This is a genomic window from Subtercola lobariae, from assembly GCF_014640255.1.
Lineage (GTDB): Bacteria > Actinomycetota > Actinomycetes > Actinomycetales > Microbacteriaceae > Subtercola > Subtercola lobariae.
This window is the reverse complement of sequence record NZ_BMGP01000009.1, coordinates 21973-42235: the sequence shown is the minus strand read 5'-3', so window position 1 is coordinate 42235 and position 20263 is coordinate 21973. Positions and strand designations below refer to the sequence as shown.

The window sequence follows — 20263 nt, the reverse complement described above, 5'->3', positions numbered from 1 at the left end:
GGCACCCCATCGGGAACGGGACAGCATGAGCACAGCGCATCGATCCGACCCGGTGCAAGGCGACGGTGATGTCGGTCAGGCGTCAAGCTGGTTCGAGGTGCCGTTCACGTTGCCGCGGTGCGGGCTGGACGACGATCGCGCCTGTCGCCCGTGGGTTCTCTGGTGTCACGATCAGCCCGGTGGAGCTGTTCGCTGAGGTGGTCAGTTCAGCCAGCCACGCCGGGTTGATCGCCGGGACCCGGCTGCCGTTGAACCGGAAATGGATCGGGATCGATGGATGCAACCAAATCGACGACCGACCACTACCGAACTCCGCGGAAACGGCCCACGACATCGCGAAGCTTTCGGATCGCCGCAGCTTCTGCACGATCACGATCTGCAGATGAGTGAGGGTGCGATCGTCTAACTCGATCTCTGCACCGTCGTATGTGAAAGAACCCATGAGTATTGCCCTCCGTGAACACTGTCAATGCGGGCGGTCATTGCCGCGCACAGGGACACACCTTCTTGAACCGACGCGAAGGTGCGGGTGAGATCTGACATGCATATCGGCGCGGACGACGTCGCGACCAGGGTCAGGAGCAGCAATCCTTACCCTACGCCACCCAACCCAGTGTCATCCCGATTACCGGAATGATTCATCAACCCGAAACAATCGGAGGTCCGCGGCATTGCTATTTCGTGAGGAAGTCGAGGACGGCTGTGTTCCATTCGTCGGGGTTGCTGACAATTACTCCGTGCGGGGCGCCGGGGATGAGCACGAGTTCGCTGCCCGCGATGGCCTGATGGGTGCGGGCCCCTGACCCTTCGAACGGAACGACACCGTCACCGCCGCCGTGGATGACGAGCGTGGGAATGGTCACCTTAGTGAGGTCGTCACGGAAGTCGGTGCTGGCGAACGCGGCCATGCAGGCAAGGGCCGCGACTTTGCTGGACTGCAGCGCGAGGCTGAGCGCTTGTTGGCGTTCAGCCTCAGTGACTTTCAGTACACCGTCGACGGAGTAGAACTGGGTGATGAAGTCGTCGTAAAACATCTCCTGGTTCGCTGTCAGCGCGGCAGTCATCTTCGCTGCCTCGCCCGCACCCAAGGGACCGTCGGGGTTCTTCGGGTTCTTCAGCAGAAACGGGGGCACCGCAGACGCGAAGACCACACTGCGCAGGCGTTCGGTGCCGTACTCGGTGAAGTAGCGGGCGACTTCACCGCCGCCCGCGGAGAACCCGACGAGAGTGACATCGTTCAGGTCAAGCTCGGTGAGGAGGGTGTGCAGGTCTTCGGTGAGGGTGTCGTAGGTGTAGCCGGTGCGCGGCTTGTCGCTTCGGCCAAAGCCCCGCCGGTCATACGTGATCACTCGGTAACCTGCGGCTTCGAACGCGGGCACCTGTTTCGACCACGACTCACCCGACAACGGCCAGCCGTGGATCAGCACCACGGGGCGGCCGTTGCCGCCGGTGTCATCAACGTGCAGGTTCGTGTGCGTGAATAATCCGTGGTGCGCCGTAATCTCAGTCATGATCTTCTCTCCATCGGTTCGCGACACAGCAGTGCGCCGGACGTGCTCATCAGGGTGTACGCGCCGCGGATACCGATGGGGCCTCGACGCTATCTTGGAGCGCGGCTTGCGCGTCGAGGAGGCTGGCATAACTGCCAAGCTCGTGACACGACGTGGTAATCGCGGTGAAAGCGCCTCGAAGCCGTTCGGAAACGATCCCAACAACGGTGCCCCCGCGCCATGCCGAGCCGACCCAGATCGTGGTTCCGTTCCGCACCCAGCAGAGTTTTGCAATCGGGTGCTGCTCCAGCCGATCTTCAGACACGGTAGACGTCCATTTCTATTCGGAGGAAGGTAATTCGGAGCCATGACCTGCTCGGCGAGGCGATTCAGGGGGGAGAAAAGAGTTCCGTCGCGATTCACGAGAAAGCTGGAACCACCTCCGACGAGTTCGACTAGCCTCAATCCAGCCGCGAATCAGAAGGTACAGATCTTTCGCGACGACCGGACTGGTGGAGCCGAGCGCGCTTACCGGCGCGGCAAACGCCCAGAACTCGGGTTTGTGCATCGCCTGACGCGAATCGGAGACACTGAACATGCGGAAGCCGTTTCTTTCGAGCGGATAAGAATCGACGCCGAGGTCTAGGGCTATGTTTTGTAGGCTATAGGTTCAATTTGCTCAAAACCACTCATTGCGCAACTCCCGGATCGCCGTACACTGCATCGGCAACGCAATGACCAGGCCTGCGTCGCTTCAGTTGTTCGGGCTGACCAGTGTCGACACCGTTCTGCTTGCAGTGAGGTGTTGCAGAGCTTCTTGTCTGGAATTGAAGTAGGCATGGGTCAGCTCGACATCGAGCAATAACACTTCGTATCGGCCGTGATGGAAGTGGATGAATCCGGCGATCTCGAGGGTGATACCTGCTCCAGATTTACGGAGCAGCCATTTGGTGGAGTCGAGCTGAATGAGCTCGTATGTTTCGTCGTTCATCGGCTCGGTGCTTGTGTGCGATTGACGGTGCGAACGGAGGGGAGGCGCCGGCGGTGCAGCACTAGTTCTGTTACAGATTGTGCTCGGCGTTGAAGACCCCATCGGGTGACTCGCATGAGTGATTCAGCGACGATCATTCCGCTCATTTTTGATGTGCCATGAGTTCGTTCGGTGAAGATGATGGGTACTTCAACGACGCGGAGACCGGTTTGAAGCCCTCGCCAGAGCATGTCGAGTTGAAAGCAGTACCCGTCGGATTCGATGGTCGTCAAGCGAATGCGTTCGATCGCGCTGCGGCGGTACACCCGGTACCCTCCGGTGGCATCTTTGATCGAGATGCCGAGTGCGATGCGAGCGTATGCGTTTCCGCCGCGGCTGAGTAGTCGGCGTCTCAGCGGCCAATTGACGACGACGCCGCCCTGCACCCACCTCGAGCCGAGAACGATGTCGATGGTGTCGTCATCGAGCATGTCGAGCATGAGCGGCAACGATTCGGGGTGGTGCGAGCCGTCAGCATCCATTTCGACCAGTGCTTTGTAGCCGCGAGCGCGGCCCCAGTCGAAGCCTGCGACATACGCTCGGCCAAGGCCTTGTTTGCCTGGGCGGTGCAGAACCGAAACCTCTTCGTAGAGACGGGCAAGGTGATCGGCGATTTCGCCGGTGCCGTCAGGCGAGCCATCGTCAACAATGAGAACATCGGCGCGACGGGTGGTCAGCACTCGCGCGACGATGGACGAGATATTTTCTTTTTCGTTGTACGTCGGGATGATCACTAACGCTTCATTCATGAGGTGGCTCCTTTGTTTTCATCGATTTGTTCATCAGGCGGATTTGTGGGCGAAAACGACCACGTTGTCGAGATAGTGCCCGTAAGAATCGTCGAAAGCCCCGCCGCAGGTGATCACTCGGAGTTGGGCTGTCGGCGTCGGTCCGTAGACCTGGGTGGTCGGAAACTGCTGTTTGGGTACAGTGATCGTCGAGTCGACGACGAATGAGACCGTGCTGTTATCGGAGAGGGTGACATCGATCACGGCACCCGGTTTCAGAGTCGCGAGCTGATCGAAGATCGCGGGGCCGGTTGCAGAATCAATGTGCCCGGCGATCACGGCTGGGCCGAGGTCGCCGGGCACGACGCCATCTTTGTACCATCCCGCGTCGCTGAAGCTCTGCGGAGGCACGATTTCGCCGGACGCGTCTTTTGTCAGGGCTTCGAGCGAGGTGTCGACTCCGATTTGCGCGATCTGCAGATGGGTTGGTACGACTCCAGCCAGCTGTTCGCTCGTACTTGTCTGCTGCGCAGCTGGGTCTTGCATCGCGTTGGCAGCACCGCTCGCCTGATGCAGAGGCGCGCAGGAGCCGAGGGTGCCCGCTTGAAGTTCTTGCTGGGCAAGGGCGCTCCACGCTGCGCCGTAATACGTTGAATTGGACTGTTCGAGTTGATCGGCCCTGCTGAGATCTTGTTCAGCCAGGTTGGCCTGCCCCGCTGCTGCGAGTGCGGCGGCTCGGGCGTCGTATCCCACCGAGCTCTGATCGGTGGTCAGCGCTCCGCCGCCCAGATCGAGTTGGGCGAAGACATCGCTTTGACGTTGCAAGGCCGAAATGAGCTTTGCGGCTAGCGCGGTGTCTGCTGGGTCGCATGACTCCGCATAACGCAGCGGTAGCCGAGCCGCGTCATACGAGTACTGAACCGTTGTTCCGGTACCGCGTGCGCCGGGCATTGAATCGACGGTGCCGTCGGCGTGCACCTGCGCCCAATCGGGGGGCAGCCCACTCTTTGTCAGTAATGCCGAGGTCACCGCGCGAGATCCGCTGGCGAGCTCTTGCCATCGCGCATCGCCCGAACTCTCCGACAGAACGCTGAAAGCGGCCGGAGATGCGTATGAGGGGTTGTAGGCATACGGCTCGCTCGTCGCCGCCCACAGCCCGGGAAGCAGGATGCGGCCGGCGGCGGTAGTGACGGTGAGCTTGTCGAGAATGACTTCACCCAATGCGTTGCCTTTCGCGATGAGGTCGGGTTCGTTGAACGTCTTTCCGGCTTCGACGAGAGCTCTCGCAGCGTCAAGATCGGCGTCACTGGCCGGTTCGTTGTCGATGATTTTTCCGTCTTTCCAGTCCCACGCCATCAGCCCGTCGGTCTGCACGAGATTGGCTGTCGTCCAGGCGTAAATCGAATCGAAGGCGTTCTCGTCTCCGATCGAGACGGCGATGAGCATTCCGTAGGCCTGCCCTTCGCTGACGGTGTCTGACCCTTGGTCTTTTCTGACGACGCGGCCGTCGACGACGTAGTTCGACAGAAACGCTCGGGCAGCGTCGTCGGCAGTGCGAGCCTGCGCAGGCCCAGACGGTGACGCCGGTGTGGTGGGCGAAGACGTGCACGCGAAAAGCGAAGCCGCGATAGCCAGGGCGATGAAACCCGCGCACGAATGTCTGAGGGCGTTCACCGGGTGCTCTCCCGTCGACGGGCGGCGCTGAGTACACCGAGGGCGATGAGCAGCGCCGCCGCCAGAGCGATGGTCACGCCGAGGAGCACGCTGTCGGCGGAAGGTGCTGCGTTGATGTGGTGCGCGAGAAATCCGCCGCCGGTTTGAATGCCACCCACTGGCGTAGCTCCGACGCTGGCCGAGTCGATGACGGGTTTGATGGTGACTCCGCCGGTCGAGTTATCGAGCACGAAAAGGGTTGCGACCGCGCCTGAGGCGAGGGTGACTGAGGCAGTAGCGGGTGATGCGGCCCCGGTGAGGTCTAGGTTCCAGGTTCCTGCCGGCACGCTGGCGTAGCCGGTCGCGGTGCCTTGTTTGGCGTCTGCTGTGACGGGCTGGCCGGTGCTTGTCGCAATGCTCACTGACGAAACGTCGGTCGATGCCTGAATAACCCTGACTCGCGCCTGCCCGGCAGCTGGTGGTGTGAGGTCATCGGGAAAAACGACGGTCTTCAGGTCGGAGTTCTTACCCAGTGCCGCAACGGTCATCGGCTGCCCGCTGACGACATTGATCGATTGCTGGATCATGGCCGGCGTGTTTGCCGGTGAACCGGTCGGTACCATCGCGACGACGTAGGTGCCCTGAGACATTGCGACGTAGGCGGAGACCGCGCCGTACGCGAGATCATCGAGTTCGTACACCTTTGCGCCGCCTGCGAGGGCGGTCAGTGTGACGTCGACCGCTTTCGTGTCAGGTGAGAGGTGGGCGATACGTATCCAGCCGCCGGCGGTTGGCGCGTCGGCTGCCATCGCGCTGCTATTGAGTCCGAAGATAGCGAACGCGATGGTCGCAACGAGAGCGGCGAGAGCGGCGAGGCCGGCAGGCCGGCGGTTCGACAGACGGTACGAGAGCGATTGGGTGTGCGAAGACATGAGCGTGATCCTTTTCGATAGTTGGGTGATGGTGTGTCTGGGGTGCACGCACGTCGGCGCGCTCTGATCACCTGACGTGCGAGGTCAGGGCGTGGGTGTGAGAAGGCCCGATGGTTCGCCGAGCGCGAATGTGACGAGGAGCCCTGCTGGTGTCAGGCTGATTTGCGCCGGTTTCACCATGCCGGTGAGGCCCTGAAAGTAGGCTTGGGCTGCAGCCGCGGCAGCTGGGTTACTGGAGATCTGGTCGCCGTTCAGGCTGGTGATCAGGATCTGCCTTCTGGTGTCGTCTCCTTCGCCGTCGACGAGTGGATAGTCACCGACCGTTACTGTCGAGGTCGAAAGCAACTCGCTGAGAGTGAGAATGACCCGAGCATCCACTTGACCGCCGGTGAGCAGATCACGCGTGGCGAGCGGCATCGTAAGGTTGGCGTTTTCGGCGAGTTGGGCGCCGGCGGATGCTCGGGCCTTGGTGCTCGCCGTAGCGTCGGCTTGTGCCTGAGTGGCCCCTTGCGGCTCGATCTGCCGAACCTCGACCAGTGCGTCGCCCTGACCGAAACTCGCCACGACGACCGAGTTCTGCACGGCATCGTTGACGTCGGGCGAGGTACTGAGAAGTGACCTCATCGAGTCTGTGGTGATGATGTAGTCGGAGTCGCGCCAGCCGTTTGGTGAGAGCGCCTCCACTGCAGGGTCAGTGTCGACCTTGTAATACCAGGTGACGTTGTCGCGGGCGAATCCGGCGGTCACCAGGTCGACCCACATCGAGTCATCGACGATCAGCCGGGCATCGTGGGGCACGTTGGCCTCGGTATACGCTTCGGCCTGGCGCATCGGAGCGTCAAGATCGGCACTGAAGAACCCACGGAGTTGAGCGACCCACAGCGGCCCGGCGATCGTGGCGGCGACGAGCGACATCAGCACCACAAGGGCACCGAACAGGCGCCGGCGCGATGTTGCGGGCTTTTTGCGGTACACGACCCGGGCAGCCGAATCGATCACCGCGCCGATCAGCAGGGCGCCGAACGGCAGCAAGATGATCACGTAGGGCACGGGAAGGTACCCTCCCGGCCGGAACATGAAAGCGACCAGCACTAAGAACATGATTGCGAAAGCCCGTAGTCGCTTGATGAAGAGCGCGCCGAGTCCGGCGCAGACTGCGCCGACGATACCCACGGGGTCAAGCTGCCACCACATGGAGAAGGTTTTATTGATGAGGCTTGTGGGGTCAGTGATCGAGCCGCTCGATGCACGCGATGAGAGTTGGAAGGTGAGGCCGTTGAACAAACTCACCCTGTTTGCGGCGGGGAACACTTCGCCTTTGACCGCTGCGAGCAGAACGTAGGCGGCTCCGAGCACGATTAGCACTGTCGCGGCAACGGCGAGCGTGTACCGCCTCGTCGAGGGGTGCGCGTTGCGCCAGAGCAGCCATGCTAAGAGCGGGAGTGCTAGCAAGAAGGTCTCTTTCGAGAGCACGGCGATTCCGAAGCAGGCTGCGCTCCCGACGAAACTGGCGAGCTGGTGACGCTTTTCGAAGGCGAGAACGAATGCTGCGAGCATCCACATAGCCGCTATGTTGTCGAGATACACCGAGCGGTGAAATTGCAAGGCGAGCGGTGAGACCGTGAAGAGCAACACCGCAATGGTCGCCGAAGCACGGCCGAGTCGAAGCTTGCGCGCGAGCATCCACAAGAGCACGGCCGATACCATCGTGACGACGACCATGAACTCGCGGGCAGCGAACACTGCATAGTCATATCGGCCGAACGCATTCGTCAGCCGTGCGTAGAGGGCGATCTGAATCCAGCCGAGGGGTGGATGGTCGTACCAATACGTGTAGTGCGTGAGTGAACCTAAGCGGTCGATAGCCCAGGCTTGAGCGGTGTAGGTGCCCTCGTCGTCTATACGCTGTGGCGCCCCCGTGATGTTCACCACTTGAGCAACGATGCCGACTACTAAAGCAGGTAGTAGCCAAACGAGAGACCGACGGCTTCGGCGAAACCATCGACTGATGCCGGGGCGACGCGGCCTCGTTGGCGGGGTTGACTGTGCCGAAACAGACTCTTCGATGGGTTCTGTTGAGTTGATGGGCTCGAGTGTGGTCGTCATTATCGGCTCTCCACCTTCTCGAGCACTGCGTCGCCGACAACGCCCGTTGACACGAGTACCCGAGGCGCTGCTGCGACAACCGACGGGTCAGGGCGGTGGGCGCCGGTGTGCTCGGTCTTCTCCCAGCTGTTGATGCCGCGCATCTGCCGAATCACCGAGCGCACGGCTGCGAGAGCGAGAAAGATCTGAAACGGAAACAGTCCGAGCACCAGCTTGAGGTGGTCGACCGCACGTGCCTTCGGGCCATATGCCCGACCGAATTCTGCGAGCCCGGTCATCTCGACCACAAGCGTGATGAGGGTTGGCACAAGCGGCACAACCGTGATCAGAGCGACGATTGTCGGCACTTTCGAAAAGAACATCAGAAAGAGCGAGATGGGAATGAGCATGCCGGTCGCCGCTTGCAAGAACGGCATCGTGAGCAGGTACCGAGCAAAGAGACGCTGTTTAAATGTCGGCAGGTTACGCCAATGCCCTTTTTGGAGTACCTGCAGAAAGCCTTGGTTCCAGCGGGTGCGCTGTTTGTAAAGCGACTTCAACGAGCCGGGAGTCTCTTCACGGGTAACGAATTCGGGGCTGTAGGCGACGACGACGTGAGCGCCGGCGCTAGAGAGGCGCACGCCGAGTTCGCAGTCTTCGGCCAAGCACTCCGCATCCCAGCCGTCAGACCAATCAAGCCATGATTTTTTGACGAAGACCGTGTTTCCGCCCAGCGGAATGAAGCGCGACGCCGCGTGAAAGTGCAATCGGGAGCGAAACCAGAAATAGTATTCCAAGACATTTCGCAGCGCCCACCAACTCGTTCTGAAGTTCATCAGCTGAACGCCGCCCTGCACCACGTCAGCGCCCGATTCTTGAAACTTCGAGTCGACGACAGTGAGCAGGCGCGGGTGCACTTCGTCTTCTGCATCGAAAACACCAACGACATCGCCCCGTGCTGTCTTCAGCGCGAGGTTCAAGGCCTTCGGTTTGTTCTTCGGCACACTTTCGTCGACGATCACCCGAATGATGTCGGGGTGACGAGCGGCAGCGGCGCGCGCTACGGCCTCTGTTCCCGGGTCGTCATGGCCGACGATGGCGATGATTTCGAAGTCAGGATGCTCTTGTCGTGCGAGCACGTCGAGTGTCTCTCCGAGCACCTCTTCTTCATGCCGGCCCGGCACCAGAAGGGTGAACGAGTGCCTCGGTTCACGAGGCTGTTCAGAGAATTGCGTATCTTTCAGGCCCTTCGGAGAACGCCAGGCATGAAGCATCCACCACAGCGTCGTACAGGCGACGACGGTCAGCAATATCGACACCACAATGAGCGCCGAATAGCCGATCCATTCAGCCGGCGACCACTGCGGGTAGAAATTCGACAGAGACCCCGACGACGGCACAATCAGATTCGCACCCCGATTGGGCAACTCGATCTGGTTGGGGGTGGGAATCGGTACCGCTGTCAGAAGCGGATCAGGTACCGGGTTCGGGTTTACCGCGAGCAGAAACGACAAAAACATGGCGACCTCTCCAAAGTGATGAACACGATGGCAGGGGCAAGGCCATGAACGATTCGCTCAATCGAATCATTGCGATTATTTCGGAGCCGTCAAAATTCAGGATGGGTCAGAATGGGGGGTTGACGTGAGTCTCATCCCGCGACAGTGCGAGATCAAGGAGAGATCGTGGCGAAGCCGGTGGTGATGCGTTGCCGCGCTGTTTTCGCTGCGTCTAAGATGTCTGTGCCGGCGAGCCGGGCGGTGACGACGCTCACGAGCGCGATTCGGTAGACGGCTAGTACGAGCGCCGCAGCGATGTCGGGGTCACCGGAAAAATCGGAGTCCGAGGCCAGTTCGCCTGCAAGGGCGTGCTCGACGTCAAGGGCGAGTTCGCGGGCCCTGGCAATGACGGTAGGCGACGCCATGACGGTACGGAAGAAAGGCTCGGCCCCATCGCTCAACCCCGATACCGGATGGCGTTCATCGATCAGTTTGAGCGCGAGCGTTCGCATCGCTACCATCGCGCTCGTGCCCTTCGGGCGATCGTGAACCGCGGCCCGAACCAGGGCCACTGCGTCGGGCAGCCTATCGAAAAGCAGATCTTCCTTTTTGGCGAAGTGAGAGAAGACCGTCACCCTGGCGACTCCAGACTCGTGAGCAACGTCAGCCATCGTCACCTCGTCGAAGCCGCGGGTCAAAAACAACCCAGTCGCCACCTGCGCAATGTGCGCCCTGGTCTGCGCACCTCCCCTATCACCTGTTCTTGCCACGTGACAAGAGTACTGAGCACGGCTAACATTACCAAGTATGCATACTGAGTACGCATAAGGAGGTCGAAATGACAGGTGCCAACGACGCTATTCCCAGAAGCGTGTGGCGCATCGCAACGGTGATCGTGTTCGGCGCGTTCATGGCCGGCCTCGACACATCGCTGGTGAACGTGGGTCTAACGACGATCGCCCACGAACTCGGAGCCCGGTTGACAAGCACGCAATGGGTCACCAGTGGTTACCTCTTCGCGATCATCGGCATCGCCCTGCTCGTCGCCTACGTACTCACCGCGGTTCGCAGAGCGCGAAATCCGCAGCATCAGCCCGTCATCGACATCGGGCTTCTCCGCCGTTATTCAAACGGGCCTCCTTCTGCTCGCGTACGGCGCCGGCGCCACGGTGGCCCTCCGCCTCGGCGGCAGAATAACCGACAGGGTCGGCGGCGGCATCAGCTCGGCCCTCGGCCTGGTCATCACGATCGGAGCGACCCTTCCGTTCGTTTTTCTCCCCACGACAGAGAACCTCGTCGTCGTGGAACTACTTCAAGCCCTACGCGGCATCGGCGTTGGACTCGCGGGTATACCCGCCATGTCTGCAGCTTTCAACGATCCTCACCGTCGGAGCAACCGCAGCGCTGCTCTCAGCTCTCGCCCTTACCATTACACAGCGATAAGCCCTGACCCATGAGAATCCATCGTTCTATTGAGGTATGAACCACTAGGAATTCGCCGTTGTACCTACCTCTGGGGTGAAATTTCTGACCGAGTGGCAAACCATTTACTATCGCTGTGCAGAACTCAGCAGCGTGGCTGCTGTCGCGGCCGGCTGCCGCTCGTTGCTGCAGATCAGTTCTCGTTTTGCAGGGCGTGTTTGGCGTCGCCGGCCTGGTCTTGCACATCTGAAACGGCCGACTGGGCTTCTGCCTGAACGCTCGAGGCGGCATCGGTCGCCGTGTCTTTGACGGCGGCAGCGGCTTCTTGAGCCGGTTCTTTCAAGTTACCTGCGACTTCTTTGGCCGCATCCGTTACCTGTTCGACCAGTGGTTGCGCCTGCTCTTTGATGTTCGAGGCGATCTCTTTCTCTTTCGTGCTGGCGGGAACCAACGACGCGGCGAGCAAACCGGCGCCGAACGCGATCAGTCCGATCGCGAAGGGGCTGCCCTGCACCTTGTCTTTGGCGGTCTGCGCTGCGCCCGAGACCGAGTCAGTAGCCGAACCCGCGACTCCGCTTGCGTTGTCGCCGACATCAGATACCGCACCCATCACTCGCTCACGAACACCGCGAAAGGCGCCTTTGACCTTCTCGGTTTGGCGTTCGGCGATCTTCGACGGGTCGACCTTGTCAGCCAACGCGTCGACGTTATTGCTCAATTCGAATCTCGTCGCCTCGATGTTGGCGCGGATCTCGTTCGGGTTGTCGCTCATCGGTTCTGCTCATTTCGTTTGAAGGTTTCAGGAATCTCTTTGACGGTGCTCACAGTCTGAGGAGCTCCGCGCACGGTCTTCAACTCATTTCGGCCCACGAGGTACAGAATCGTGGCGATGATCAGCCAGACTCCGGCGACGATGAGGCCCGACCAGCCGTTGCCGACCAGGTAACCCAGGCCCCACCAGGCGGCGATGGAGATGAACAGAATCGCCATGAAACCCGCGTAGCCCGCACCGCCGAGCAGGCCAGCACCCTTGCCCGCGCGGGTTGCCGAATCTTTCAATTCGACCTTGGCAAGCTCGACTTCTTGGCGCATGAGCGTCGAAAGGTCGCGGGTGACATCGCCGATCAGTTCACCGAGCGAGGTGGTTGCTGCTTTCTGCTCGGAGGGCGTGTCGGTCATGCGCGCTCACCAGCGGCACCATAGAGCGGCTCGTCGACTGGCGCGCCGCCGAACTCGTCACCGAGATAGACCGGCTCATCGACCGAAGCAGGCGAAACCAGGGGAGCGGATGTTGCGGGAATCGTGGTCGCGTAGCCGGTCGAGTCATAGGTTGGCGTCGCCGCCCTCGCCTCGGCCGCTTTCTCGTCTACGGCCGCACCCGCGAGATTCTTGGCCAAACGGCCGGCGGCCAGTCCGGCAATCGCGGCAACCGCAATGAAGGTGCCCGGCCTGCGAGCGGCGTAGGCCCGCACGTCACGAAGCAGTGTGCCGGGATCGCGGGCATCCAACCACGACGCTGCACTGCCGGCGCGTGACGCCGCCTGCTGCGCGAGGTCGGTCGCTACTCCGCCAGACGTGGACCCATTCACCATCTCACCGAGTTCGTCGGCAATTGCCCTGAGGCCGGTCGCAATGCGCTTCTGCTGCACCTGGGCCTGGTCTTTCAGTTCACTTTCGGCCTGGCCGAAGAGGTCTTTGACCTGAGTCTTGGCTTCACCGACCACGTCGCCAGCAGCGTCTTTCGCCGCACCAGCCACCTGACTTCCAGATGCTACGGCCTGATCTTTGAGCTGACCGGCCTGGTCTCTGGCTGTTTCAGCTTTTGCTTTCGCTGTCTCGCCGAGGTCGGTGGTTCCATCGGAGTCGTTCGACGCCGACCCCTCGAAGGTGGCGCTCGGCGCGTCGAGGGTTGAGGTTTCAGGCGGGTAAAACGCAGCGGGAAGATCGTAGTTGTCGCTCATGAGATTCCTTTCGAGAGCTCGAGATGCCGAGGTGTAGTTGGTATATGCACTATCACCTGGGCGTGCCCCAAGTGTGCGTCAGCGATGCGACTACAAATAGGACTAGCCGAATCGGCTTTTCAGGCGTATCACGTGCGCGCGCTACACGGCGGGTGCGAACGTGATACGTCGCGATTTGTCATCTCACCACTCGGCTCTCACAGCGAGCCCGAGCATATTGCTGAGAATGCCGCGAGGGTCGCCGAAAGCTCCGGCGGGCCAGTTCGCGAGATTCAGCGCAAGTAGTGGCGGAGATCGACGCGGCCACGTAGTGTGGTATTGCTGCCCCTGACCTTGGTCGCGCTGTCGTCCGCGCCGACTGTCAGAACCATCCGCACCCGCGCCGGTCCAAAGGTGCGAACGTGTGCGAGGCCTGGTGCCACGCACTGAGGGCGAAGGGCAATTGCGATGGGTTCCTTTATTTACGACGGTGCAGAGGTTGAGATGGATGACCGCACCCTCACTCATCTACAGATCGTGATCGTCAGGAAGTTGCGGCTCAGCGAAGGGTTCGCCATGTCGTGGGCCTTCTCGCCCGATTTCGGAAGTGGGCGTGCCTCTGTCTGGATACACCCGACAATTCCGCTTCACTTCAAGTTCAGCGGAAGCCGGGTGCCCAGCATCAATCCGGTCTGGCTTGCCGAATTGACGGAATCAGCGAACAGTTCTCGCGGCCTCATCGTCACAGCCGAAAATTCGCTGTACGAAGCAACGGTGCCCGGTCATCAAAATCGTTCTCAGAGCCATCCGAAACGAGTTGAACAGGTCACCGTCGAACGGCGCCAAGACGACCGATTCCTCGTGTCACCTGTGATCGGCGCAAGTCGTTGAAGCACTAGGCTCGGCGCATAGTTGCTCCTGATCCCGGCTGCTGGTTTTTCCAATTCGAACGGCAAAACTCGCCGTATCGTTTGAAGCGGATGATGCGTCCAGTCTGGAGCAGCTACCGGTCGACGGGTGCGGCTCAGAACTGTCGGCCGTCGGAGTTTCACTCGCCTGGTCGGCGGGGCGGGCGACTCCCCCGACTATCGCTGCGACCGCGGGGGTCGGTCAGGCGCTTGAGCAACTCGCGTTCGTTCTCGGCGAGGGGCCGCAGGTCAGCTATCGAGCTCGGAGTGGCCTTGTCGCCACTGCGCGCCCACGCGTTCAGCACAGAACCCGTCAATAAAATCGCACGCGATGTGATCACACGCACCCTCAGCATCACCTGAGCGCAGTAAAATTGAATTCAGCCGCAAAGGACATGCGCATGACTCGAGAAACTCGCCTCGCCGAAGTATTCATCACGCTCGCCGACACCCTCACTCAAGACTTTGACGCGACCGATCTGCTGCACTATCTCGCTGACGCGTGTGTGGAACTGCTGAGTGTCGACGCAGCCGGCATCATGCTCTCAGACCTTCGTGGCGGGCTGAAGCTCGCCGCTTCATCTTCCGAACGCATCCACAACCTCGAGGTATTCGAGTTACAGGTAGACGAAGGCCCGTGCCTCGACTGCTTTCACACCGGCGAGCCCGTCGTCAACGTGGGTATTGCAGAAGCAAAAGACAGGTGGCCTCTCTTCGTTGACGTCGCGATTGACGCCGGTCTGAAGGCAACCCACGCGCTTCCCCTGCGGCTGCGTGGTGATGTGGTCGGATCAATGAACTTGGTTTCAGACGACCCTGCGCCGATGAGCCAACCTGACATCGACCTCGGCCAGGCCCTAGCCGATATGGCGACGATCAGTTTGCTGCAAGACCGAAGCAGCATCGCCAAAACCGATCTGGCCGACCAGTTGCAAACGGCCCTGAACAACCGAGTATTGATCGAGCAGGCGAAGGGAATACTCGCGGCTCGCGCGAACGTCACCCCCGATGTGGCTTTCGACATGATTCGCTCTCACGCCCGCAGCCACAACAACAAGCTGCTCAGTGACGCACAAAGAATCATTGACGGCAGCCTCGAGCTCGAGCCCGGTTCGATGGCGGTAGAAAATACGGCTCGGCGCCAGAGTTAGACGAATGCGTTCGATTGTCGAAGTGGTGCGGCGCAACCCCTTACGCGTATGAAGATGGCTCGCTTAGCTGGAGTCGACAGGTCTGGAAGTGCGCATGATTCGCCGGCTCATAAGAATCAACAGAAAAACCTACGCTGTGCCCTCGGTGGAGGCTTTCGTCATACTCAAAAAAGAAGTCATCGCAGCAGCGTTGGCAGGCGCGGGTCTAGTGGAGCTGCCCATTCTCGGCGACGACACGGTGAGTGTCATGATCACTCCGTACACGTTTGTGCTGTTCGAAGAACGTCGCGATGATGACGATGGCTACACCATCAGCCCCACCGGCGTGGAATTGCTTGGAGACAGCAATGATGACTTTGCCGAATTCGACTATTGAGACCACATAAAAGTGCACCCTTCACGATTCTGCGGTGGTTTGCGAGAAATCTGAACTCATCGATGATCGAAGGCTGGCTCACCTGCAGGTACAGACGACGCGCCCGCCATCAACAGATTCTGGGTAGAGGCGTCGAGTGAAGTCGCACGTCATTGACCCCGCAGCTCGCCTAATGTTGAGGAATGGATGTTGCCGTTCTCGGCGCCGCGGGAGATGTGGGGCGCGCGATCTGCGCAGAACTCATCGAGCGCCGCGTGCTCGGCGCGCACTCGAGACTCCAACTCGTCGGCAGGGCGGGAGGGCTATCCGCGCGAGCCGTACACGGCTTGCGCGTTGATCTCATCGACGCGCACGACGAACACGCACCAATCATCGACGTAGCGCTCCGACCTGAGGATGTCGTCGCAGACGTGGTCGTGATGGCGGCGGGCCGCACCATCCCCACTGCCGCAGGCTCGGGCGTCGATCGGGATGCTCTGGCATCGACCAACCTGCCGATTTTCGACGAATACGCCGCGGCACTGGCCGAATACGGCAGCGGTCACGAAGTTGTCATCGTTGTGACGAACCCGGTCGAACTCGGGGTCGCCGCGATGAGCAGACGTTTGAATCGCCACCGAGTGATCGGCATGGGCGCCTGGCTCGACACCTTGAGGTTTCGGCGCGAAATAGCGTGGTCTCTGGGCATCCGTCGTCAGAGAGTGAGCGGCTTTGTGGCGGGGCAGCATGGCGAGGGTGTGGTGCCCCTGTGGTCGACTGTTCGCCTCAGGGGACTCGACTCCGACGACCGCGCCGCCTTTGTGCGCCGACTTCGCGGCGACCGCGATCTGAATATCTTCAGCGAAGAGATCGCTGCAGCGCGGGCGGCGATCTCGCGCATGGCTGGAGATGACATCACCGACGCATTCGACTATGTCGATGGGCTGCCGCCGGGCATCCGAACCATCGTGCGCCCCTTTCTCACCCATCAGAGCGGAGCGAAAACGGCATTCGGCACCGCTCGCGCGACAGTCGAACTCGTCGACACCGTGCTCGACGGCCGCGAGATCGTCGTTGCGGGGCAAGTTGCGCTCGAAGGCGAAATCTCGCTCGGCGGCCAGCCTTTCACCGGCGTGCTCGGCGTGCCCATCGTTGTGGGTCCCGATGGATGGACGCGTGTGCTGCTCGACGACCTCGCGCCCGACGAAGACGCCTACCTCGGTGAGGTCGCTGCGCGCATCGGTGCTTTCACTGACAGGTGGATGCTCGAATGAGCAGCATCGAAGACAGGTGGATCGTGTTCGTCTCGATGACCGACCGAAGCGGTGCCCTCTCGGCACTCACCGAGACCTTTTCAAGCCGCGGCGTGAGTTTCGAGTCGCTGAATACCCTCGACGTCTTCGGAGGGGTTGGCCAAATCTCAATAACCTTTCGCGGCAGCGAAAGCATCGCCCGCGTGCTGATGCGAACCCTCGAGCGACTCGCGGTGACGCGCTCTGTGCTGCTCACGCGCGCCGACGACCCTGCATTGCACGCGGTGGCGGTCATTGCAGGTCATGTCGAGGGATTCACGGTGGCTCTCGACGCGCCCGGCGATTTCGAGGTCGCTGTCGGTTCGCTTGTCAGGGTGGAACAAGCTGTGGCGGCTGCCCGGGCGGCCGGTCAGGCGATTCAGGCCGTGGCGATCGTGCCGCCCGTCTGAACGGCGCTGTGAATCGGGATGACCGGCGGCACGGGCACCATCGAGTTCGTTAGTCGTCACTTGCCGAGAAAGTCGATCACGACGCGGTTCCATTCTTCGGCGTGGCTGACGTTCACGCCGTGCGGGCCACCCGCGATGACATACAACTCGCTCTGCGGTATGGCCGAATGAGTGCGGGCACCCGACCCGTCGTAGAAGACGATGAAGTCGCTGTCACCTTGAATCACGAGGGTAGGAACAGTGATCTGCGCCAGATCGTCACGGAAGTCGGTCGTGCCGAACGCCGTCAAGCATTCCAAGGCCGCAGCCTTGCGAGCCTGCTTTGCCAAGGTCACGGCCGCCTGGCGTTGCTCTTCTGAAACGACCACACGGCCATCCACTGAAAAGAAGTCGGTGGCGAATTGGTCGTAGAAGGCATCTGCGTCAGCGGTGAGGCTCGCGGTCATCTTCGCGGCCTGAGCCGCGGTCAGTGGGCCGTCAGGGTTGCCTGGTGACTGCAAGAGGTACGGTGTGATCGCAGACGCAAAAACGACCGAATGCAGGCGCTCGGAACCGTATTTGGAGAAGTAACGGGCGACTTCTCCGCCACCCATCGAGAACCCCACCAGTGTCACATCGCTGACGTCGAGAGCCTCAAGCACGGCATGCAGGTCATCGGTGAGGTGGTTGTAGTCGTAGCCGGTCAGAGGCTTGTCACTACGGCCGAAACCCCGTCGGTCATAGGTGATCACACGGTAGCCGGCGGCCTGAAGGGCGGGAACTTGGTCTTCAAATGCCTCCCCCGATAGTGGCCAACCATGAATCAGCACAACCGGGCGGCCCGCTCCGCCAGTGTCGTCGACGTGGAGGTTGGTGTCTTTAAAAAGCCCATGATGGGCGGTGATCTCGGTCATGAGTAATACCTTCCCGCACCGTCGCTCGGCGCATACCCCTCTCTTCGTAGCTCCGCTCTGAAACGGTGGGTTATTCAGATGGCTCGCCGTCCCAGCCGCCGAAGTACGCTTCGAGATCGGGTTCGCCCATGATCTGCAGGGCATCCGTTACGACCATGGTTTCGTGGCTGAAGAGGGTGAGCGCCCACCGGGCCTCGCGGCGCACGGCTCGGGTCGAGGTGACGGTGGCAAGCGTCGCGCCAACCGGGTCGATCACGTCGATCGACCCCAGATCATCTCTGCTCAGCCGCTGTACGGCAGATTCGAGATGAGATGCGAGACCGCGCACCGGCACGGGCACGTCGACGATGACGCCGGCCAAGTGGATGATCGGCTGTGCCGCATCGCGGGCAACGACCCGCTCATCGCCTGCGAAAACCTCGTACACAGACGCGAGGCGCGAATCCGATTCGACGTGCACTGCTAGCGGCACGATCACTGTCGCCCCCGGTAGAGCCTGCAGAAGCTGATCGACGCCGACCACCAGTGCCGCCATCGAATCGGCCCCGCCCAGCCTGACAGCAACCTGCGGCGCGCCGATGCGCAAAGCCGCGGGCCCACTCCCGGTAGCCGCGACGGATCGCGCCAGACGTAGCGTCTCGACGTTCTTGCGGGCGATTCGCTCTGCGTGAGACCGCACCCGCGTCGACCACTCGGGGCCGTCGTGCCAGGCCACGGCTCGGCCCTCGTGGGCGAAGACTGCGCCGTGCGACCAGGCGCGACTTGCCCACTCCCAGTCTTCACCGCCGTAGTGGGTGAAGGTCTCGTCGAACCCACCGACGATGTCGAAGAACGAACGACGGCAACAGAGCACCGCGCCGATCACGAATCGGTATGAACGGTCATCCGCAGTTAGCAGATCTGCCGTGCGCACGTATTCATCGGTGAGCCATGCCGGCATGGGCAGCTCGTGCGCCGGGCCCGCCTGCTCGACCGGAACGCTCGGAGGCACGCCCGTGAAGTCAGCATGACGCCTGGTGGCGACCGTGACGACATCGGGGGCGAGGCTCGGCAAGCGCGTGAGCTCTTCAAGATAGCGAGGCTCGGGGCTCGAGTCTGCGTCGAGAAAGCAGAGCAGGTCACCCGCGGCATGCCGAACGCCGAGGTTGCGGGCGGCCGAGACCCTGAACCCGCGGTCGGGCTGGGTCAGCAGTTTCACGCTGGTTGCAACCCGTGGCGGCTCGGGAGATCCGTCGTCGACGACGATCACCTCCACGAGCTCGGTGGGATAGGTCTGGCGAGCTAACGCAGCGAGCGTGCGGTCGAGCTCGGCCTGCTGCCGGTAGTGCGGCACGATCACCGAAACCGACGCGAGTTCGGCCGGAGCGATGCCGTCGAGCAGATCCCAGCGATTGCCGGGCACCGCGATGTTCGGTGGATGACCCAACGCGACCTCAAGCGCGCCGGTCATGTCACTCGCTCCCACCACCGGCGGTACAGCCGAGCAACCTCGAGGGTGTCGGGCCCGGTCACGGCATCGGCGGCGAGCCATGTCGAGGCCGGGTCGCGCCAGGCGGCCTCGATCGCCTCGGTCATGCGCGCCGGATCGTAGAGGGTGATGGTGCCGGGCCGCAGGCGAGCCATCTCTGCCGGATACGCGGCATCGGGCACCAGCGGTCGCCGCCCAGCCGAGATCCAGGTGTTGATCGACGCCGAGGCCGAGAAGTGTCGATGTGCAGCAATGGGCACGGCAGACGCACGGCACCTTCGCACGAGTTCGTCGGCTGGCAGAAACCCAGTCGCCTCGAACCTCACCCCGAGCCGTGCGGCCCGTTCGGCCGTTCGGCGGAGTTCGCACTCATGGCCGGCGGATGCTCGGCCCAGCGCCGTGACCGCCCGCGGCGCTTCAAGTGCGGCGACGGCCTCGATGACCTCGTCGTGACCTTTGCCGGGATAGTAGAACCCGAGTACGGCGACCTCGTCACGGCGATGCCACGTCTCGGCCGGTGCCGGGCGGGCCGACTGCGAGCCGGCCGGCGACGGGCCGGGCGGCGGCACGTCCACCGGCAGCGGAATCACGCCGACGGCCCCAGATCCGGCCCCGCCCACATATCGCTCGAGCAGCTCAGCCTCGTAATCGCTGTTGCAGACGACTCCGCGCGCCGCCTGAACCACCCGCCGATAGCAGGCGACACGGCGGTCGAACGCGTGCGCATCTGAGGGCTGGGGAAGGTCGTGCACCGTGACCGTGGTGACCCTGGCCGAAGCGATCTGTTCGAAAGCCGTTGCAGCCTCTTCAGGGCTGCTGCCGAACAGGCGGTCGGTGAACTGCACATGCACGCGCGTCGCAAGCGAAGTGCGAACGTCGCCCAGCGCGGCCGCCAGACTCTCTGCAAAAGCCGCTACCGCATGCTCCGGGTCGCCGATGACAAGCTGTCGAGGGAGCGAACTGGCGATAGTCACCATCTACCATGCATAGCGACCATCGGTGCCGTC

General features: G+C 61.7%; 21 protein-coding genes. 6 read left to right on the top strand and 15 right to left on the bottom strand.

Going from position 1 to position 20263, the window contains the following annotated elements; translation table 11 throughout:
- Nucleotides 1–82: 82 nt before the first annotated feature.
- The 9 genes from IEX24_RS18905 to IEX24_RS18865 all read right to left on the bottom strand — a co-directional run bounded on the left by IEX24_RS18905 (nucleotide 83) and on the right by IEX24_RS18865 (nucleotide 10187).
- Entirely contained in the window at nucleotides 83–442 is a 360-nt protein-coding gene (locus IEX24_RS18905; protein WP_188681246.1) for a DUF7882 family protein, read from the bottom strand.
- Between the two features lie 232 nt (nucleotides 443–674).
- Nucleotides 675–1511 carry an alpha/beta fold hydrolase gene (locus IEX24_RS18900; protein WP_188681244.1) on the bottom strand — a complete coding sequence of 279 codons (837 nt, stop codon included), beginning with the start codon at nucleotides 1509–1511 and terminating at the stop codon, nucleotides 675–677.
- 733 nt (nucleotides 1512–2244) lie between these two features.
- Nucleotides 2245–2481 carry a hypothetical protein gene (locus tag IEX24_RS18895; RefSeq protein WP_188681242.1) on the bottom strand — a complete coding sequence of 79 codons (237 nt, stop codon included), beginning with the start codon at nucleotides 2479–2481 and terminating at the stop codon, nucleotides 2245–2247.
- Nucleotides 2478–3269, bottom strand: a complete 792-nt coding sequence (locus IEX24_RS18890; protein ID WP_188681240.1) for a polyprenol monophosphomannose synthase — start codon at nucleotides 3267–3269, stop codon at nucleotides 2478–2480. The genes IEX24_RS18895 and IEX24_RS18890 overlap by 4 nt, the downstream gene beginning before the upstream one ends.
- 33 nt (nucleotides 3270–3302) lie before the next feature.
- Complete coding sequence (locus IEX24_RS18885) at nucleotides 3303–4922, bottom strand: class F sortase (protein ID WP_188681238.1); 1620 nt, start codon at nucleotides 4920–4922, stop codon at nucleotides 3303–3305.
- Nucleotides 4919–5833 (bottom strand): DUF4397 domain-containing protein, encoded by a 915-nt coding sequence (locus IEX24_RS18880; protein WP_188681236.1) that lies wholly within the window; start codon nucleotides 5831–5833, stop codon nucleotides 4919–4921. Before IEX24_RS18880 ends, IEX24_RS18885 begins: the two co-directional genes overlap by 4 nt.
- Before the next feature lie 84 nt (nucleotides 5834–5917).
- Entirely contained in the window at nucleotides 5918–7765 is a 1848-nt protein-coding gene (locus tag IEX24_RS18875) for an ArnT family glycosyltransferase (RefSeq protein ID WP_188681234.1), read from the bottom strand.
- Nucleotides 7766–7938: 173 nt separating this feature from the next.
- Complete coding sequence (locus IEX24_RS18870; protein WP_188681232.1) at nucleotides 7939–9438, bottom strand: glycosyltransferase; 1500 nt, start codon at nucleotides 9436–9438, stop codon at nucleotides 7939–7941.
- A 152-nt stretch (nucleotides 9439–9590) separates the two neighbouring features.
- Nucleotides 9591–10187, bottom strand: coding sequence for a TetR/AcrR family transcriptional regulator (locus IEX24_RS18865; RefSeq protein ID WP_188681230.1), 597 nt, complete (start codon nucleotides 10185–10187; stop codon nucleotides 9591–9593).
- Between the two features lie 234 nt (nucleotides 10188–10421).
- Between IEX24_RS18865 and IEX24_RS20110 the strand changes: the two genes are divergently transcribed.
- Nucleotides 10422–10874, top strand: coding sequence for an MFS transporter (locus IEX24_RS20110; RefSeq protein ID WP_188681228.1), 453 nt, complete (start codon nucleotides 10422–10424; stop codon nucleotides 10872–10874).
- 158 nt (nucleotides 10875–11032) lie between these two features.
- On the opposite strand, the gene IEX24_RS18855 is transcribed toward IEX24_RS20110, so the two are convergent.
- The 3 genes from IEX24_RS18855 to IEX24_RS18845 are packed head-to-tail and all read right to left on the bottom strand — an operon-like array spanning nucleotide 11033 to nucleotide 12800.
- Complete coding sequence (locus IEX24_RS18855; RefSeq protein WP_188681226.1) at nucleotides 11033–11611, bottom strand: DUF3618 domain-containing protein; 579 nt, start codon at nucleotides 11609–11611, stop codon at nucleotides 11033–11035.
- Complete coding sequence (locus tag IEX24_RS18850; RefSeq protein WP_188681224.1) at nucleotides 11608–12018, bottom strand: phage holin family protein; 411 nt, start codon at nucleotides 12016–12018, stop codon at nucleotides 11608–11610. Before IEX24_RS18850 ends, IEX24_RS18855 begins: the two co-directional genes overlap by 4 nt.
- Nucleotides 12015–12800: a hypothetical protein gene (locus IEX24_RS18845; protein WP_188681222.1), complete on the bottom strand. Its 786-nt coding sequence runs from the start codon at nucleotides 12798–12800 to the stop codon at nucleotides 12015–12017. The genes IEX24_RS18850 and IEX24_RS18845 overlap by 4 nt, the downstream gene beginning before the upstream one ends.
- Nucleotides 12801–13247: 447 nt before the next feature.
- On the opposite strand from IEX24_RS18845, the gene IEX24_RS18840 reads away from it, so the two are divergent.
- The 5 genes from IEX24_RS18840 (at nucleotide 13248) to IEX24_RS18820 (ending at nucleotide 16895) form a co-directional block, all read left to right on the top strand.
- Nucleotides 13248–13670, top strand: coding sequence for a DUF7882 family protein (locus IEX24_RS18840; RefSeq protein ID WP_443741646.1), 423 nt, complete (start codon nucleotides 13248–13250; stop codon nucleotides 13668–13670).
- 418 nt (nucleotides 13671–14088) lie between these two features.
- Nucleotides 14089–14838 (top strand): GAF and ANTAR domain-containing protein, encoded by a 750-nt coding sequence (locus IEX24_RS18835; protein WP_188681218.1) that lies wholly within the window; start codon nucleotides 14089–14091, stop codon nucleotides 14836–14838.
- 145 nt (nucleotides 14839–14983) lie between these two features.
- The gene (locus tag IEX24_RS18830) at nucleotides 14984–15214 is read left to right on the top strand and encodes a hypothetical protein (RefSeq protein WP_188681216.1); all 231 of its coding nucleotides are present in this window, start codon (nucleotides 14984–14986) and stop codon (nucleotides 15212–15214) included.
- Between the two features lie 182 nt (nucleotides 15215–15396).
- On the top strand, nucleotides 15397–16467 hold the full coding sequence (locus tag IEX24_RS18825) for a lactate/malate family dehydrogenase (RefSeq protein ID WP_188681214.1): 1071 nt from the start codon (nucleotides 15397–15399) through the stop codon (nucleotides 16465–16467).
- Complete coding sequence (locus IEX24_RS18820; RefSeq protein ID WP_188681212.1) at nucleotides 16464–16895, top strand: ACT domain-containing protein; 432 nt, start codon at nucleotides 16464–16466, stop codon at nucleotides 16893–16895. Before IEX24_RS18825 ends, IEX24_RS18820 begins: the two co-directional genes overlap by 4 nt.
- Before the next feature lie 56 nt (nucleotides 16896–16951).
- Here the strand turns inward: IEX24_RS18820 and IEX24_RS18815 are convergent, their stop codons facing one another.
- From IEX24_RS18815 to IEX24_RS18805, 3 genes are all read right to left on the bottom strand, one after another.
- Entirely contained in the window at nucleotides 16952–17788 is an 837-nt protein-coding gene (locus IEX24_RS18815) for an alpha/beta fold hydrolase (protein WP_188681209.1), read from the bottom strand.
- A gap of 70 nt (nucleotides 17789–17858) precedes the next feature.
- Entirely contained in the window at nucleotides 17859–19238 is a 1380-nt protein-coding gene (locus tag IEX24_RS18810; protein ID WP_188681207.1) for a glycosyltransferase family 2 protein, read from the bottom strand.
- A complete protein-coding gene (locus tag IEX24_RS18805) occupies nucleotides 19235–20233 on the bottom strand; it encodes a glycosyltransferase family protein (protein WP_188681205.1) in 999 nt (332 codons plus the stop codon). The genes IEX24_RS18810 and IEX24_RS18805 overlap by 4 nt, the downstream gene beginning before the upstream one ends.
- Between the last annotated feature and the right edge of the window lie 30 nt (nucleotides 20234–20263).

Excerpts from the sequence above, each read along its gene's own strand:
- IEX24_RS18815 (WP_188681209.1), bottom strand. The coding sequence starts at position 17,788 with ATGACCGAGATCACCGCCCATCATGGGCTTTTTAAAGACACCAACCTC.
- IEX24_RS18845 (WP_188681222.1), bottom strand. The coding sequence starts at position 12,800 with ATGAGCGACAACTACGATCTTCCCGCTGCGTTTTACCCGCCTGAAACC.
- IEX24_RS18840 (WP_443741646.1), top strand. The coding sequence starts at position 13,248 with ATGGGTTCCTTTATTTACGACGGTGCAGAGGTTGAGATGGATGACCGC.
- IEX24_RS18820 (WP_188681212.1), top strand. The coding sequence starts at position 16,464 with ATGAGCAGCATCGAAGACAGGTGGATCGTGTTCGTCTCGATGACCGAC.
- IEX24_RS18890 (WP_188681240.1), bottom strand. The coding sequence starts at position 3,269 with ATGAATGAAGCGTTAGTGATCATCCCGACGTACAACGAAAAAGAAAAT.
- IEX24_RS18805 (WP_188681205.1), bottom strand. The coding sequence starts at position 20,233 with ATGGTGACTATCGCCAGTTCGCTCCCTCGACAGCTTGTCATCGGCGAC.
- IEX24_RS18905 (WP_188681246.1), bottom strand. The coding sequence starts at position 442 with ATGGGTTCTTTCACATACGACGGTGCAGAGATCGAGTTAGACGATCGC.
- IEX24_RS18900 (WP_188681244.1), bottom strand. The coding sequence starts at position 1,511 with ATGACTGAGATTACGGCGCACCACGGATTATTCACGCACACGAACCTG.
- IEX24_RS18870 (WP_188681232.1), bottom strand. The coding sequence starts at position 9,438 with ATGTTTTTGTCGTTTCTGCTCGCGGTAAACCCGAACCCGGTACCTGAT.
- IEX24_RS18855 (WP_188681226.1), bottom strand. The coding sequence starts at position 11,611 with ATGAGCGACAACCCGAACGAGATCCGCGCCAACATCGAGGCGACGAGA.
- IEX24_RS18850 (WP_188681224.1), bottom strand. The coding sequence starts at position 12,018 with ATGACCGACACGCCCTCCGAGCAGAAAGCAGCAACCACCTCGCTCGGT.
- IEX24_RS18810 (WP_188681207.1), bottom strand. The coding sequence starts at position 19,238 with ATGACCGGCGCGCTTGAGGTCGCGTTGGGTCATCCACCGAACATCGCG.
- IEX24_RS18880 (WP_188681236.1), bottom strand. The coding sequence starts at position 5,833 with ATGTCTTCGCACACCCAATCGCTCTCGTACCGTCTGTCGAACCGCCGG.
- IEX24_RS18895 (WP_188681242.1), bottom strand. The coding sequence starts at position 2,481 with ATGAACGACGAAACATACGAGCTCATTCAGCTCGACTCCACCAAATGG.
- IEX24_RS18835 (WP_188681218.1), top strand. The coding sequence starts at position 14,089 with ATGACTCGAGAAACTCGCCTCGCCGAAGTATTCATCACGCTCGCCGAC.
- IEX24_RS18825 (WP_188681214.1), top strand. The coding sequence starts at position 15,397 with ATGGATGTTGCCGTTCTCGGCGCCGCGGGAGATGTGGGGCGCGCGATC.